This window comes from Streptodolium elevatio (genome assembly GCF_040649515.1).
GTDB classification, from domain to species: domain Bacteria; phylum Actinomycetota; class Actinomycetes; order Streptomycetales; family Streptomycetaceae; genus Yinghuangia; species Yinghuangia elevatio.
This window is the reverse complement of record NZ_JBEZFP010000019.1, coordinates 1-13859: the sequence shown is the minus strand read 5'-3', so window position 1 is coordinate 13859 and position 13859 is coordinate 1. Positions and strand designations below refer to the sequence as shown.

Sequence of the window (13859 nt, the reverse complement as noted above, 5' to 3'; positions counted from 1 at the left end):
CATGTCAGATCGGCAGACGCCGACGAAAGACCCGGTCCGAAGAGACAGTCCCGAGGAGGACACCATGGTGCTGCGAGTCCCGAAGGCGGAGCTTCCCACCGAGCTTCGCGAGAACATGGTCGGCCAGCTGGGCCAGGTCGCGGAACCCGTCGAAGTGGTGTGGCACAACCCGGCCGTGGCCACGTCCAACCTGGAGTTCTCGGCCAAGTTGGCGGCGTGGGACGCGGCCGACGAGAGCCTCAAGTCGTACGCCCACATGGCGGTCGCCGCCCAGGTCGGCTGCGCCTGGTGCCTCGACGTCGGCTACTTCCAGGCGCTGAACCAGAACCTGGACCCGGCGAAGGCGAGCCAGGTGCCGCGCTGGCGAGAGTCGGCGGACTTCACGGTCCTGGAGCGGGACGTGCTGGAGTACGCCGAGGCCATGACCAACACGCCGCCGACCGTCACCGACGAACTGCACGCGAGCCTGCTCGACCGGCTCGGCGCGGCGGCGATGGTGGAACTCACCGCGTACATCGCCTTCGTCAACATGGCGACCAGGAACAACACGGCGCACGGGATCAGGTCGCAGGGCTTCTCCGACGCCTGCGGGATACCCCTGGCAACCCGAGCCGAGACGCCCGGCGTAGCGTCGACCGCATGACCGACGACCCGTTCGTCACCCACCGCAGCCTGCTCTTCACGGTCGCCTACGAGATGCTCGGCTCGGCCGCCGACGCCGAGGACGTCCTCCAGGAGTCGTGGCTGCGGTGGGCCGACGCGGACCGCGACGAGGTACGCGACCCCCGCGCGTACCTCGTCCGGATCGTCACCCGCCAGTCGCTCAACCGCCTGCGGACGCTGTCCCGCAGCCGCGAGGACTACGTCGGCGAGTGGCTGCCCGAGCCGCTGCTGACCAGCCCGGACGTCGCGGAGGACGTCGAGCTCGCGGAGAGCGTCTCGATCGCGATGCTCACCGTGCTGGAGACGCTCGGGCCCACCGAGCGAGCGGTGTTCGTGCTGCGCGAGGTCTTCGACCTGCCGTACGACGAGATCGCCGAGTCCGTTGGCAAGTCCTCTGCCGCGGTACGCCAGATCGCCCGCCGCGCCCGCGGTCACGTGGCGGCCCGGCAGCCCCGCGTCCAGGTGAGCCGCACCGAGCAGCGCAAGGTCGTGGACCGCTTCCTCCACGCACTGCAGACCGGCCGGCTGCAGGAACTCATGGAGGTCATGGCGCCTGACGTGGTCATGATCACCGACGGCGGCGGCGCCGTGAACGCGGCCCTCACCCCGATCCGCGGCCTCGAAACCGTCGCGACGATCCTCGCGCGCGCCAGCCGGCTGGCCCTGATCGAGACGACGGCCCTGTGGCTCAACGGCGCCCCCGCCGGCCGCATCGACATCGACGGCGAACCGTCCGCGGTGAGCCTCGTGGTCGAAGACGGCCTCGTCACCCACATCTACGTGGTCCGCAACCCCCACAAACTGACCCGCCTAGCCGCCACAGCCCACCTCACCAGGTAACCCTCTCGCCCAACGCCCCCCCCGCCCCGCGGTTGTGTGACGGGGGCGTGAAGTAACTTTCGCAAGCGCTTTGCTTGCAATAGTTAGCATGAGGCGGCATGGTTGAGGGCATGGCCAGTCTCAATGTGGGGTCTCTCGGCGAGTACATCCGGGAGCAGCGCCGCAACGCGCAGTACTCGTTGCGGCAGTTGGCGGATGCCGCCGGCGTGTCGAACCCGTACTTGAGTCAGATCGAGCGCGGGCTGCGCCGGCCGAGTGCCGAGATCCTGCAGCAGATCGCCAAGGCGTTGCGGATTTCCGCGGAGACGCTGTACGTCCAGGCCGGGATCCTCGAGGAACGCCCCGAGGGGGCTCGCGAGGTGCAGACCGCGATCCTCTCCGACACGACGATCAACGAGCGGCAGAAGCGCGTGCTGCTGGAGATCTACGAGGCGTTCCGTAAGGAGAACGCCGGCGCCGAGGCCGCCGCCGAGGCGGTGGCCGCCGCGGACGTGCCGGTGCCCTCCGCGAACGGCCGGGCGCCCAAGGGGTCTTCCATATCCGACCCGGACTCGGAGACCCGAGCCGCCGCCGCATCCGCCGCACGATCTGCCGCATCATCCGACGCCGCGTCCGACGCACCGTCCACGACGGTCCGGGCGCTTCACGACACCCTCGATTCCGGGGAGTGAGGAAAAATCATGGCGAACGCCACGGACATCAGGAAGAGCCTCACCGACGCCACGCCGTTCTACGCGTTCGTGGGTGCCGGTGACCTCGCGGTGGAGAAGATCCGCGAGGTACCGGAGAAGTTCTCCGGCATCACGTTCGAGCCGCCGAAGTTCGAGGTGCCCAAGTTCGAGGTGCCGACCGACCCGAAGGTGATCCGCACCCGCGTCTCGACGACCGCCGCGGACGTGCAGGAGAAGGTCAGCGCGACGATCAAGGACGCCGGCACCCTGCCGGGCAAGGCCCAGGACTTCGCGAAGTCGCAGTACGGCAAGGCCAGGACCGAGGTCGAGACCCAGGTCGGCAAGGCCGGCGAATACGCGGACAAGCTCAAGGAGTTCTACGAGGACCTGGCCGCGCGCGGCCACAAGGTCGTCGACAAGATCGCCAAGAAGGAGTCCGAGGTCGAGACCGAGGTCAAGGCCGAGGCCCGGGGTGCCAAGGCCGCGGTCGCGGGCAAGGTCGAGGAGAAGGCCGCGGCCGCCAAGGCCGAGGCGAAGCCGGAGCCCAAGCCGGTCGCCGCCAAGCCGAAGCCGGCCCCGGCCAAGCCGCGCCCCGCGGCGAAGAAGGCCGTCTCGCCCGCCGAGTAGTCCCGCGGGTCGTGCACGGACCCCGGGTGCCCGCCGAGAGCGGGTGCCCGGGGTCCGTCGCGTCACGGGCCCGTTGCGCACGGACCCGGGCGCCCGACGCCGGGGTGCGGACGACCTGGATGTCATGAGTCCCGCTCGGCGATCGCGCATGCGAGACTGCTAGTGCCGTGGCCGGTGAACCGTTTCCGTCACGGCGGCAGTCCGGAGGGGCGCGACTGGGCGCACAGGAGGAGGAGCGATGCCGGATCAGACGCTGGCCGCCGGTGCGTTGCTGGCCACCTTCGGCAGCGTGACGTACCTGGTGGCGATGGCGCTGATGGTCTTCAAGGCGTTCTGCCTGGTGGACGCGCTGACGCGGCGCGAGGACGCGTACCGCGCGGCGAACAAGCTGAAGAAGGTCTTCTGGGTGGCCGTGCTGGCCATCGCGGTGGTCTGGGACTTCTTCTTCGCCCGCCTCGACGGCATCCTGTCGATCGCCGGACTGATCGCCGCGATCGTCTACATGGTCGACGTACGCCCCGCGCTCAAGGAGGTCGGCGGCCGCCGCGGCGGGCAGCAGGGACCGTACGGCCCCTGGTGACGGCGGCGCCGCGACGCGGGTGCGGTAGCGCCCGACGAACCGACGGCCCCCGACGCATCCGAAGACCACGCCGAAGGCCGGGACACCTCAGGGTGTCCCGGCCTTCGTGCGTCGGTGTGGGTGCCGGTGCGGCAGCCCGGTCGCGCCCCGGCAAGTCCGGCCAGGTGCAGGTCAGTCCGGGTCAGGTCCCGCCGGACGATGTCGCCGACTGCGGCGACGAGTTCTCCGGTTCCGTCGTGCTGGGCTGCGTCGCGGGCGGCGTGGTCGCCGGTGTCCCGGTCGGGGTCGGGTTCGGGGAACCGGTGTTGCCCGGGGTGCCCGTGGTCGGCTTGTCGGTGGGCGTACCCGTGCCGGGGTTCGTGGGTGTCCCGGTGCCCGGTGTGGTGGGCGGGGGCGTCGTGACCGGCGGCGGGGTGGTGCCCGGAGGGGTCGTGCCCGGCGGCGGCGTCGTGCCCGGCGGTGTGGTGCCGGGCGGCGGAGGAGTACCAGGCGGCGGCGTCGGCTTCGGCGGCTTGGGTACGTTCGGGACCGCGGGGGCCTGGACGACGCCGGCGCCGCCGTCGGGGCGTACGACGCCGAGTATCGGCATCGAGCCCGCCGGGGCGACGGTGACCGTCCGGCCCGGCCGCGGGGCGTGCACCATCATGCCGTTGCCCAGGTACATCGCGATGTGGCTGGCGTCGCTGTAGTAGACGATGAGGTCGCCCGGCCGCATGTCGCCGGTGGGGACGCGCGGCAGGCGCGCCCACTGCTCCTGCGAGGTGCGCGGGATCCTGACGCCCGCGAACTGCCACGCCTTCGACGTGAGGCCGGAGCAGTCGTAGCCCTCGGGGCCGACGCCGCCCCAGATGTACGGCAGTCCGATCTTGCTGAGCGCGAAGGTGATCGCCTGCTGCGCGGCCGTGGTGGTGAGCTGGTCCGGGCGCGTCAGTATGCCGTACTGGTGCAGCTGCACCTGGCCGGCCTCGGCGACCTGTGCCTCCAACTCCTCCAGCTGGACGAGCTGTTCGGGCGTCAGGGTGGACAGCAGCGTCTCGGCCTCGAAGACCTTGGCCTTGATGTCGTCCTGGGCCCTTTGCGACTCGTTCTCCAGCCGGCGGTTCTCCGCGAGTTGCGCGTCCTCCGCCTTCTGCATGTTCTTGAGCTGCTGCTCGGCCTGCTTCTGGCGGGCGATGGTCTCCGCCTGCGTCTGGCTGATGCGCGCGAACGTCGGTGCCTGCGCGAGGAATTCCTCGGGGTTCGCGGTCAGGATGAGGTTCAGCAGTGGGTCGACGCCCCGTGTCGTGTACTGCAGGCGCGCGATGCGGCCGATCTCGTCCTTCTGCGACGCGATCTGCTGCTGCGTCCAGGCGATGCCCGCGCGTACGTCGTTGACCTTGACCTGCTGGGTGGCACGCCGCTCGTTGGTGGCGTTGTAGCGCTCGGTGGCCTGCTCGGCCTGCCGGTACAGGTCCTGGAGTTGCGTCTGCACGGCCGTCAGGCTGAACGGGGCCTGGGGCGGCGCGGGATCGGGTGCGGCGCCGGCCTGGCCGACGAACAGCGCGGTGCACAGGAGCGCCGCTCCGCATGAGGTCGCAGCGCGGGCCCAGCGTGCGGTCCCGCCCCCCAAAATCGCCATGCGCTGACCCTTCCGATCAGTCGGCTGCGCTTCCCCCACGTCGCCTTCGCGGCTTCGTGAATGCGGTGGGAACCGGCTCTCAAGAGGACGGAGGTGGCTCTTGAGAACCGGTTCCAGCGTCGGATCCTCGCACGTTCCGGCGGCGAAGGGCAGAGGAGATTTGCCGATCGTCAGGGGACGTAATTGGGTGAAGCCTATGAAATCCGGATGAACTGTTGCAGCGTTCGATGGCATTCGGGCCCCAAAAGGGCGCCGCCGCCGCATTGGGTGGCACATTGATGTGACGAACAGTCAGATCTGGCCGTCCCGTTCGGCACGTGTCACCGACAGGCTCGTCACGTGTCACCAGGGCCCACAGCATCCCACGAGACCGTCACCTCGCCGCCCCTGACGCGCGAACGCGGCGTACGCACCGGCCAGTCCGCGGCGAGCGTGCCCACCGCCGCCGCCCATCGCTGCCGAGCGCCGAGCGGTGCCAGCGGGGCGTGCAGATCCCACGCCCGGTCGAACGCCGTCAGGAACGCGTGTACGCGCTCGCCCGGCACGTTGCGGTGGATGAGCGCCTTCGGCAGCCGCTCCGCGAGATCGGACGGACGGTCGAGTGTCGCGAGCCGCGCCGCGAGAGTCAGCGTGCGCGGCCGCGCGTCCGCACCGACCGCCACCCACGTTGCCAGCCGCCCCGGTTCGTCGCACGTGCCCTCGACCAGCAGTCCGTCGGGCGCCAGGCGTCCGCACATGACCGACCACGCGCCGGCGACCTCGTCCTCGCCATACTGCCGCAGCACGTTGAACGCCCGGATCAGCACCGGCCGCCGACCGTCGGGCACCGGCACCTCGAACCCGCCGCGCACGAACGAGAGTCCGCCGCCCGCGTAGGGCAGCGCCGCCTCGACGCGCGCCGGGTCGATCTCGATGCCCAGCATCTCGACGTCGCCGCGAACCGTGCGCAGCCGGCGCCAGAACTCCACGGTGGTGACGGGCGAGGCGCCGTACCCGAGGTCGACGACCAGCGGATCCGCCGACGCGCTCAGCAGGCGCCCGTGCTCCGCGGCGATCCAGCGGTCGACCCGCCTCAGCCGGTTCGGATTGGTGGTGCCGCGGGTGATCACGCCCGCCGGACGGCCGGGCCTGGCACCGCTCCCGCGTGGCCCGACCGCCCCCGGAGCCCCGTGCCTGACCATGCCTCCGAGTGTAGGGCGGCGCCCCTTTCGGATGACCGGGGCGATCACGTGCCACCCTCCGTGGCAATCTGAACGCGGGGGGTGACCGGGCGATCTCACATCCCGGTCGGGAATCCCCCGCGCCGACGGATCGGTTATCACTTGACCGGGGGTGTTGTCGTCCCAATTAAACGACAGCGTCCGGGGAGGGCTGAGCAAACCCAGCACGCGCCCGCCACGAAGGGTGGTCGGGTGCCGAACGTCGTGCCTGCCGTACGCGTGCTCGCGCGTACGGCAGTACTACGGCAGAGGCAGGCCATGTCGGCCTGGTAGGAGGTCATCGCGTGAGTCATCACGTGCCGCGAGCGGGCGGATCCGGGGCGCGCAACACCCTGGCCGGCCGTCGGGGGGCGCCGCGCAGGATCGCGACTCTCAGCGTCCACACGTCGCCCTTGCACCAGCCCGGCACAGGCGACGCCGGGGGCATGAACGTCTACATCGTCGAGATGTCCAAGCGCCTCGCCGCGCTGGGCGTCGAGGTGGAGATATTCACCCGCGCCACCGGACGCGACCTGCCGCCCGTCGTCGAGATGGCACCCGGCGTCCTCGTCCGGCACGTGACCGCCGGCCCCTTCGAGGGGCTGTCCAAGGAAGACCTGCCCGCTCAACTGTGCGCCTTCACCTCCGGCGTGCTGCGGACCGAGGCCATGCGCGAGCCGGGCTACTACGACCTCGTGCACTCGCACTACTGGCTGTCCGGGCAGGTGGGCTGGCTGGCCAAGGAGCGCTGGGGCGTACCTCTCGTGCACTCCATGCACACGATGGCGAAGGTCAAGAACGCCTCGCTGGCCGCGACCGACTGCCCCGAGCCCTCGGCGCGCGTGATCGGCGAGAGCCAGGTCGTCGAGGCGGCCGACCGCCTCGTCGCGAACACCGCCGAGGAGGCGGACCAGCTCATCGGCCTGTACGCCGCACCGCGCGACCAGGTGGCCGTCGTCAACCCCGGCGTCGACCTGGACGTCTTCCGGCCGGGCGCCGCCGCCGAGGCGCGCCGCCGCCTGGGGCTGCCCGAGGACGCCGCGGTGATCCTGTTCGCCGGGCGCATCCAGCCGCTCAAGGCCCCCGACGTCCTGCTGCACGCCACCGCGCACCTGCTGCGCGCGCAGCCCTCGCTGCGCGAGAACCTGGTCGTCGCGGTGGTCGGCGGCCCCAGCGGCACGGGCCTCGCCGAGCCCGAGCACCTGCAGAAGCTGGCCGCCTCCCTCGGCGTGCAGGACGTCGTCCGCTTCCGGCGTCCGGTGCCGCAGGACGTGCTCGCCGAGTGGTACCGGGCGGCGACCGTCGCGGTGGTGCCGTCGTACAACGAGTCCTTCGGCCTCGTCGCGATCGAGGCGCAGGCGTGCGGCACTCCCGTCGTGGCGGCCGCGGTGGGCGGCCTGCCGACCGCGGTACGCGACGGCGTCTCGGGCATCCTCGTCGACGGCCACGAACCCGCCGACTACGCGGAGGCCATCGGCCGCCTGGTCCGCTCACCGCGCCTGCGCGAGCGGTATTCGGACGGCGCGGTGCGCCACGCGGCCCACTTCGGCTGGGCCGCCGCCGCGGCGTCGATGGCCGACGTCTACCGCCAGACCGTCGCCGACGCCGCCGTGGTGCGGTCCCTCGCCGCCCGGTAGCGGCATGGGCGCTAGCGTGGGACCGTCCTGGAAACCGCCGGACGAAATGCCTGAACGCCGATCCCCGAGGTGCACAGTGGAACAGACCCGGGCGGAGGCCGCCGAGACCATCCGGCGGACCCTGGACGACGCCGAGGTCACGTGGGAGCGGCCGGACGAGGACACGTTCGTCGTCACGCTCCCCGGCACGCGCAAGCTCAAGACAACGTGCGCGCTGAAGGTGGGACGGCACACGCTGACCGTCACGGCGTTCGTCGTACGCCGCCCGGACGAGAACCACGAGGCCTTCTACCGCTGGCTGCTTACCCGCAACGTGCGGCTGTACGGCGTGGCCTTCTCGCTGGACAAGCTCGGCGACGTCTACCTGACCGGCCGCCTGCCGGTCCACGCCGTCACCGAGGACGAGGTGGACCGGCTGCTCGGGGTGGTCCTGGAGACCGCCGACGAGAGCTTCAACACGCTGCTCGAACTGGGCTTCGCGACGTCGATCCGCCGCGAGTGGGAGTGGCGTACCGAGCGCGGCGAGTCGACACGCAACCTGGACGCCTTCACGCACCTGATAGAACGCGCCAAGCGGGACGAGAAGCCCGCCGAATAGCCGCCGGACACCCGACGGACCTCGGCCGCACATCCACCGGGCGGCGGCCCGCACCCGGACAGCCCGGGCACGGTGCCGGGCCCTTTCCGAAGGGGCCCGGCGCCTCCATTACGCTCGGGCGCATGGCCGACACCGCATACAAGCTCGTGCTCCTCCGCCACGGTGAGAGCGACTGGAACCGCAAGGGACTCTTCACCGGGTGGGTCGACGTCGACCTGACCGAAACCGGCGAGGCGGAGGCCGCGCGCGGCGGCCGGCTGCTGACCGATGCCGGCGTGCTGCCCGACGTCCTGCACACCTCGCTCCAGCGCCGGGCGATCCGCACCGCCCAACTCGCGCTCGACTCCGCCGAGCGGCACTGGATCCCGGTCCGCCGCTCGTGGCGCCTCAACGAGCGCCACTACGGCGCGCTCCAGGGCAAGGACAAGGCCGCGACGCTGGCCGAGTTCGGCGAGGAGCAGTTCATGCTGTGGCGCCGGTCGTACGACACGCCGCCCCCGCCGCTCGCCGACAACGACGAGTTCTCGCAGGTGAACGACCCGCGCTACGCCGGGCTCCCGGACGAGATCCGGCCGCGCACCGAGTGCCTCAAGGACGTCGTCGAGCGCATGCTCCCGTACTGGTACGACGCGATCGTGCCCGACCTGGAGGCTGGCCGCACCACGCTGGTCGCCGCGCACGGCAACTCGCTGCGCGCGCTGGTCAAGCACCTCGACGGCATCTCCGACGACGACATCGCCGGCCTCAACATCCCGACCGGCATCCCGCTGCTCTACGAGCTGGACGCGAACCTGCGCCCGCTGACCCCGGGCGGCCGCTACCTCGACCCCGAGGCCGCGGCGGCCGCGATCGAGGCGGTCAAGAACCAGGGCCGCAAATAGCGGGTCGGCACGACCAGGGGCGCCCGTCACGGAAGGGGTGGGCGCCCCTGGCCATGCCCCCGTTCAGCCGTTGCAGCTGCCTCCGCAGTTGCAGGCCGAACCGGATTTGCACCCGCAGCCGCATGTCGACGGACAGCTGCAGCCGGGTGTCGGTGCGGACCCGGGCCTGCGGGTCCCGGCGGCGCGTACCGGGGTGACCTCTATGTACGTGCGCGGGCCCGGCGGTGCGGGCGTCGGCCAGGGGGTCGATGCGGATGCCGACGTGGACGTCGACGGGGTCATCGATGCGGTCAGGGAGTCGGCAGGGGTACCGGTCATGGCGCTGGTGAGCCGATCGGGCATGAACGACCTCCGTTCACCTGGGTGGACCAATGCGTTGCCTGTTGCTTTGCCGCGACGTTCCGCGCACCGTCCGTATCCGAGTCAACCCACAACGCATCCGCCCGTCAACGGGCAGAACCCGGCAAACGGCACTTCCGGCGACATCCGTCCGAACTGAACCCGATACGGCCGAGCGATGAACAGTCGATGAAGTCATCCGGTCTCTGCCGCCCGGAGAGGGTTCACCCGTTCGGGGCAGCTTTACCCTGGGTTCTGTGGACGTGAACGTGGCCGCGGCAACAGTCGCCGCCCTCTCAGGGTTGGCCGTCGGTGTGGCCGGAACGCTGGCCTTCCGCTGGAGCGAGCGCGCCCTCGGCAACCCCGGAGGTCAGACGGCCCCCGCGGGCCCGGTGCTGCCGCCCGGCGTGGCCATCGTCCTGTCCGTGCTGCGCTCGTCCGCCGTCGTGCTGGACGAGCGGGACGCGGTGGTCAAGGCCAGCTCGGCCGCGTACACCTTCGGCCTGGTCCGCGGCGACCAACTGGTTCCCGAGGAACTCCTGCGCATGGCCCGCGAGACGCGGCGCGACGGCGAGATAAGGCAGCGCGACCTGCTGCTGGCCCGGCGCGACGGCCAGGAGCTGGAGGTCTCGGCGCGGGTCGCGCCGCTCGGCTCGCGCCTGGTGCTGCTGCTGGTCGAGGACCGCACCGAGGCCCGGCGCGTCGACGCCGTGCGCCGAGACTTCGTCGCCAACGTCAGCCATGAACTCAAGACCCCGGTCGGCGCGCTGTCGCTGCTCGCCGAAGCGGTCCTGGACGCGAGCGACGACCCCGAGGCGGTACGCCGCTTCTCCGGCCGCATGCAGGTCGAGTCCGCGCGCCTGACCAGCCTGGTGCAGGAGCTCATCGACCTGTCGCGCGTGCAGAACGACCACCCGCTGCAGGACATCGCCCCCGTACCGGTCGACGAACTGGTCGCGGAGGCGGTCGACCGCTGTCGGCAGGTCGCGCAGAACAAGCAGATCACCCTCGCGGTCGGCGGCGATCCCGGCCTGGTCATCCCGGGCGACCACAACCAGTTGGTGATGGCGCTCGGCAACCTGGTGGAGAACGCCGTCAACTACAGCCCCGAGCGCACCCGCGTCGACATCGACGTCCGGGTGACCGGCCGCAAGGCCGTCATCGCCGTCTCGGACCAGGGCATCGGCATCCCGCATCGCGACCTGGACCGCATCTTCGAGCGCTTCTACCGCGTGGACCCCGCACGGTCGCGGGCCACCGGCGGGACCGGACTCGGGCTGTCCATCGTGAAACACATCGTGGCCGGACACGGGGGCGAGGTCACGGTACGCAGCCTGGAGGGCGTGGGAACCACGTTTACCCTGGTGCTGCCCCTTCTGCCCGCCGACGAACGGGGCAAGTTCCCCGACGCGGCGTCCACAATGACGAGGCCCGGCGCATCGCCCGCGTCCGGCGGACCGAGCGACCTGGCCCCGTCGTACAACTCCCGGGAGGGTTCGGGATGACCCGAGTGCTCGTCGTCGAGGACGAGGAGTCCTTCAGCGACCCGCTGGCGTTCCTGCTGCGCAAGGAAGGGTTCGAAGTCGCGGTCGCAGTCACCGGCCCCGATGCGCTGGAACAGTTCGACCAGGGGGGCGCCGACCTCGTGCTGCTCGACCTGATGCTGCCGGGTCTCCCCGGCACCGAGGTGTGCCGACGGCTGCGCGCCAAGTCCAACGTGCCCGTCATCATGGTCACCGCCAAGGACAGCGAGGTCGACAAGGTCGTCGGCCTGGAGATCGGCGCGGACGACTACGTAACCAAGCCCTTCTCGTCGCGTGAACTCGTCGCCCGTATCCGTGCGGTGCTCCGCCGCCAGGGGGAGCCGACCGAGGTCGAGCCGACCGCCCTGGAGGCCGGGCCGGTGCGCATGGACGTCGACCGGCACCGGGTGACCGTCGACGGCGTCAAGGTCGAACTGCCGCTCAAGGAGTTCGACTTGCTGGAGCTGCTGCTGCGCAACGCGGGCCGCGTGCTCACCCGCATGCAGCTGATCGACCGCGTGTGGGGGGCCGGCTACGTCGGCGACACCAAGACGCTCGACGTCCACGTCAAGCGGCTGCGCGCCAAGATCGAGCCGGACCCGGGAGCCCCGCGCTACCTGGTGACGGTACGCGGGCTGGGCTACAAGTTCGAGCCCTGACAGGCCCGTTCGCAAGCTCGTGCACGAAGCCGCTCGTGCACGGACCTGTGGGCCCGCTGGGGCGGCGTACACCGCACCGTGCAAAGGCCGAGGGCCCGCCCGACTTCCGGGCGGGCCCTCGGCCTTTTGTGTGCCTGTCGGCGTCAGCTGCTCGCGGGCTCGTTCGAAGCCGGGGGCCGCGACGAGGAGTTGGTGGCCTGCGCGGTCGCCGTGCCGGTGGCGGTCGGACCGCCCGCCTCGGGGGCACCGGACGCCTGGCCGGTGGCCGGGGCGCCGGAGGCCGGGGGCGACACGGGCGGGGCGGAGGGCGGCGTGCTCGTCGGCGGCGCGGTGACGGTCGGTACGGTGACCGGGGTGCTCGGCGGCGACGACGGCTTCAGGGGCGCGTAGTAGCCCTCGGCCGGGTGCACCGCGACGCCCAGCTTGGTCTGGCCGACCGTGCCGAAGCTGAACGCGACGTCGACGTACTTGCCGGTGATGTCCTCGCGGATGCCCGAGAAGGTCACCGACGGGCCGCCCTTCTCGCCGGTCAGGTACACCGCGCCGCGGGCCGGGATGGTGATGGACGCGGCGCCGTCCTTGTCCTTCATCGCGCCAGGCGCGGTCGAGCCGGCCAGCGTGACCTGCTTGAGCGTCTCGGGCTGGTCGCTCTCGTTGATGAGCGCGCCGCCGAGCGCCACGAGGCCCGAGTCCTTGTCTCCGGGGACCAGCGACAGGTTCTGCACCTTGATGGTGCCGACCTGGGTGTACGCGCTGTCCGGCTTCAGCTGCGTGGTAGCGGCGTCCGTACCACTGGAGCACGCGGCCGCCAGAGGGGCCAGCGCGAGGGCGAGGGTTGCGGCGACGGCACCCCGTCGAATGCTGCGGCTCACGGCGGGCGTTTCTCCTTGGGTCCTTGACAGGCTCGCTGATCCCGGTCTCCGGGACCGGCGACAGCCTATCCAGGCCCGCTCGGCGACTTGTACGCGGCTCTGAAGGGTCATCAGGAAGAGCTACTGCTTGGTGTCCAAAAACAGATGGGTCGGGCCAGTGTGTCCACCCACACCGATAGTCGATTCCGTGTTCGACTGGAGGCAGAGACAAGTTGACTGCTTTGTCCGGTTTATGGATCACCCCGGAGGCTGCCGCGGGGTGGGACAAGCATGTCCGTGTGGCCGTTGTCAAGCCCTGACTAAGGCCCTGACCTGCGGAAACGCCATTCAGGCGGGGCGTGACCCGTGTTACCCTAGAAAGCCACGGAAGGGGTACCTGTCACATGACGTTCAAGGTTGGCGACACGGTGGTCTACCCCCATCACGGGGCCGCGCTCATCGAGGCGATCGAGACTCGCACCATCAAGGGCGAGGACAAGATCTACCTGGTGCTGAAGGTAGCCCAGGGCGACCTCACGGTACGAGTCCCCGCTGACAACGCGGAGTTCGTCGGTGTGCGCGACGTGGTGGGCCAGGACGGCCTCGATCGCGTCTTCGAGGTGCTGCGGGCTCCGCACACCGAGGAGCCGACGAACTGGTCGCGACGCTACAAGGCGAACCTGGAGAAGCTCGCTTCCGGTGACGTTATCAAGGTTGCCGAGGTCGTGCGCGACCTTTGGCGCCGTGAGCGTGACCGCGGCCTGTCGGCCGGTGAGAAGCGGATGCTCGCGAAGGCGCGGCAGATCCTGGTGAGCGAGCTGGCACTCGCGGAGAACACCAACGAAGACAAGGCCGAGGCGATCCTCGACGAGGTTCTGGCCTCCTGACCGCGTAGCGCCGGGCGGAACGGGGCGTGTGGGCGGCTTACCAGTGACTTGTGCGGAGACTCGCGCAATCGGGTGAACCGCGGCCCCGTCTGTACCGGCCTGGCGACCGTTTGATCTGTCGGTTGTCCGCCGACGGGTTCTACGCGGCCGTTTTCCGGGCTCACGCGGCCCGGTCCGTCGGTGCGCGCCGGGCCCCCGCGCCCCCGCGCCCCCCGCGCGTGAGGCAGAGCGGAGGGTAAGTACCGCGGGGGGGGAAGGAAGGTTAGAGGTGGGGGGGTGAGGGGGA

15 protein-coding genes are annotated in these 13859 nt (G+C 70.9%); 12 read left to right on the top strand and 3 right to left on the bottom strand.

The annotated features are described in order from the left end of the window. The first annotated feature begins 64 nt into the window (after positions 1–64). The 5 genes from AB0C36_RS10060 to AB0C36_RS10040 all read left to right on the top strand — a co-directional run bounded on the left by AB0C36_RS10060 (position 65) and on the right by AB0C36_RS10040 (position 3381). Complete coding sequence (locus AB0C36_RS10060; protein WP_358351990.1) at positions 65–643, top strand: carboxymuconolactone decarboxylase family protein; 579 nt, start codon at positions 65–67, stop codon at positions 641–643. Then, the gene (locus AB0C36_RS10055; RefSeq protein ID WP_358351987.1) at positions 640–1503 is read left to right on the top strand and encodes an RNA polymerase sigma-70 factor; all 864 of its coding nucleotides are present in this window, start codon (positions 640–642) and stop codon (positions 1501–1503) included. Before AB0C36_RS10060 ends, AB0C36_RS10055 begins: the two co-directional genes overlap by 4 nt. Positions 1504–1613: 110 nt before the next feature. Next, on the top strand, positions 1614–2174 hold the full coding sequence (locus tag AB0C36_RS10050; protein ID WP_358351984.1) for a helix-turn-helix domain-containing protein: 561 nt from the start codon (positions 1614–1616) through the stop codon (positions 2172–2174). Positions 2175–2183: 9 nt separating this feature from the next. Then, a complete protein-coding gene (locus AB0C36_RS10045; protein ID WP_358351982.1) occupies positions 2184–2801 on the top strand; it encodes a hypothetical protein in 618 nt (205 codons plus the stop codon). A 238-nt stretch (positions 2802–3039) separates the two neighbouring features. Next, positions 3040–3381, top strand: a complete 342-nt coding sequence (locus AB0C36_RS10040; protein ID WP_358351980.1) for a DUF2516 family protein — start codon at positions 3040–3042, stop codon at positions 3379–3381. Positions 3382–3562: 181 nt separating this feature from the next. On the opposite strand, the gene AB0C36_RS10035 is transcribed toward AB0C36_RS10040, so the two are convergent. Both AB0C36_RS10035 and AB0C36_RS10030 read right to left on the bottom strand, forming a co-directional pair. Further along, a complete protein-coding gene (locus AB0C36_RS10035; protein WP_358351977.1) occupies positions 3563–4999 on the bottom strand; it encodes a C40 family peptidase in 1437 nt (478 codons plus the stop codon). A gap of 335 nt (positions 5000–5334) precedes the next feature. Then, positions 5335–6180, bottom strand: coding sequence for a class I SAM-dependent methyltransferase (locus AB0C36_RS10030; RefSeq protein ID WP_358351974.1), 846 nt, complete (start codon positions 6178–6180; stop codon positions 5335–5337). Positions 6181–6503: 323 nt separating this feature from the next. Between AB0C36_RS10030 and mshA the strand changes: the two genes are divergently transcribed. From mshA to AB0C36_RS10000, 6 genes are all read left to right on the top strand, one after another. Next, the gene (mshA, locus tag AB0C36_RS10025) at positions 6504–7835 is read left to right on the top strand and encodes a D-inositol-3-phosphate glycosyltransferase (protein WP_435839016.1); all 1332 of its coding nucleotides are present in this window, start codon (positions 6504–6506) and stop codon (positions 7833–7835) included. A 46-nt stretch (positions 7836–7881) separates the two neighbouring features. After that, positions 7882–8433 carry a type III secretion system chaperone family protein gene (locus AB0C36_RS10020; RefSeq protein WP_435839015.1) on the top strand — a complete coding sequence of 184 codons (552 nt, stop codon included), beginning with the start codon at positions 7882–7884 and terminating at the stop codon, positions 8431–8433. 122 nt (positions 8434–8555) lie between these two features. Next, positions 8556–9314, top strand: a complete 759-nt coding sequence (locus AB0C36_RS10015) for a phosphoglyceromutase (protein ID WP_358351968.1) — start codon at positions 8556–8558, stop codon at positions 9312–9314. 70 nt (positions 9315–9384) lie between these two features. Next, positions 9385–9813 carry a hypothetical protein gene (locus tag AB0C36_RS10010; RefSeq protein WP_358351965.1) on the top strand — a complete coding sequence of 143 codons (429 nt, stop codon included), beginning with the start codon at positions 9385–9387 and terminating at the stop codon, positions 9811–9813. A 97-nt stretch (positions 9814–9910) separates the two neighbouring features. Beyond that, entirely contained in the window at positions 9911–11158 is a 1248-nt protein-coding gene (locus AB0C36_RS10005) for a sensor histidine kinase (RefSeq protein WP_358351963.1), read from the top strand. Next, positions 11155–11835 (top strand): response regulator, encoded by a 681-nt coding sequence (locus AB0C36_RS10000; protein ID WP_358351960.1) that lies wholly within the window; start codon positions 11155–11157, stop codon positions 11833–11835. Before AB0C36_RS10005 ends, AB0C36_RS10000 begins: the two co-directional genes overlap by 4 nt. 143 nt (positions 11836–11978) lie before the next feature. Here the strand turns inward: AB0C36_RS10000 and AB0C36_RS09995 are convergent, their stop codons facing one another. After that, entirely contained in the window at positions 11979–12707 is a 729-nt protein-coding gene (locus AB0C36_RS09995) for a DUF461 domain-containing protein (protein ID WP_358351957.1), read from the bottom strand. A gap of 383 nt (positions 12708–13090) precedes the next feature. Between AB0C36_RS09995 and AB0C36_RS09990 the strand changes: the two genes are divergently transcribed. After that, positions 13091–13573: a CarD family transcriptional regulator gene (locus AB0C36_RS09990; protein WP_231779029.1), complete on the top strand. Its 483-nt coding sequence runs from the start codon at positions 13091–13093 to the stop codon at positions 13571–13573. Positions 13574–13859: the final 286 nt, after the last annotated feature.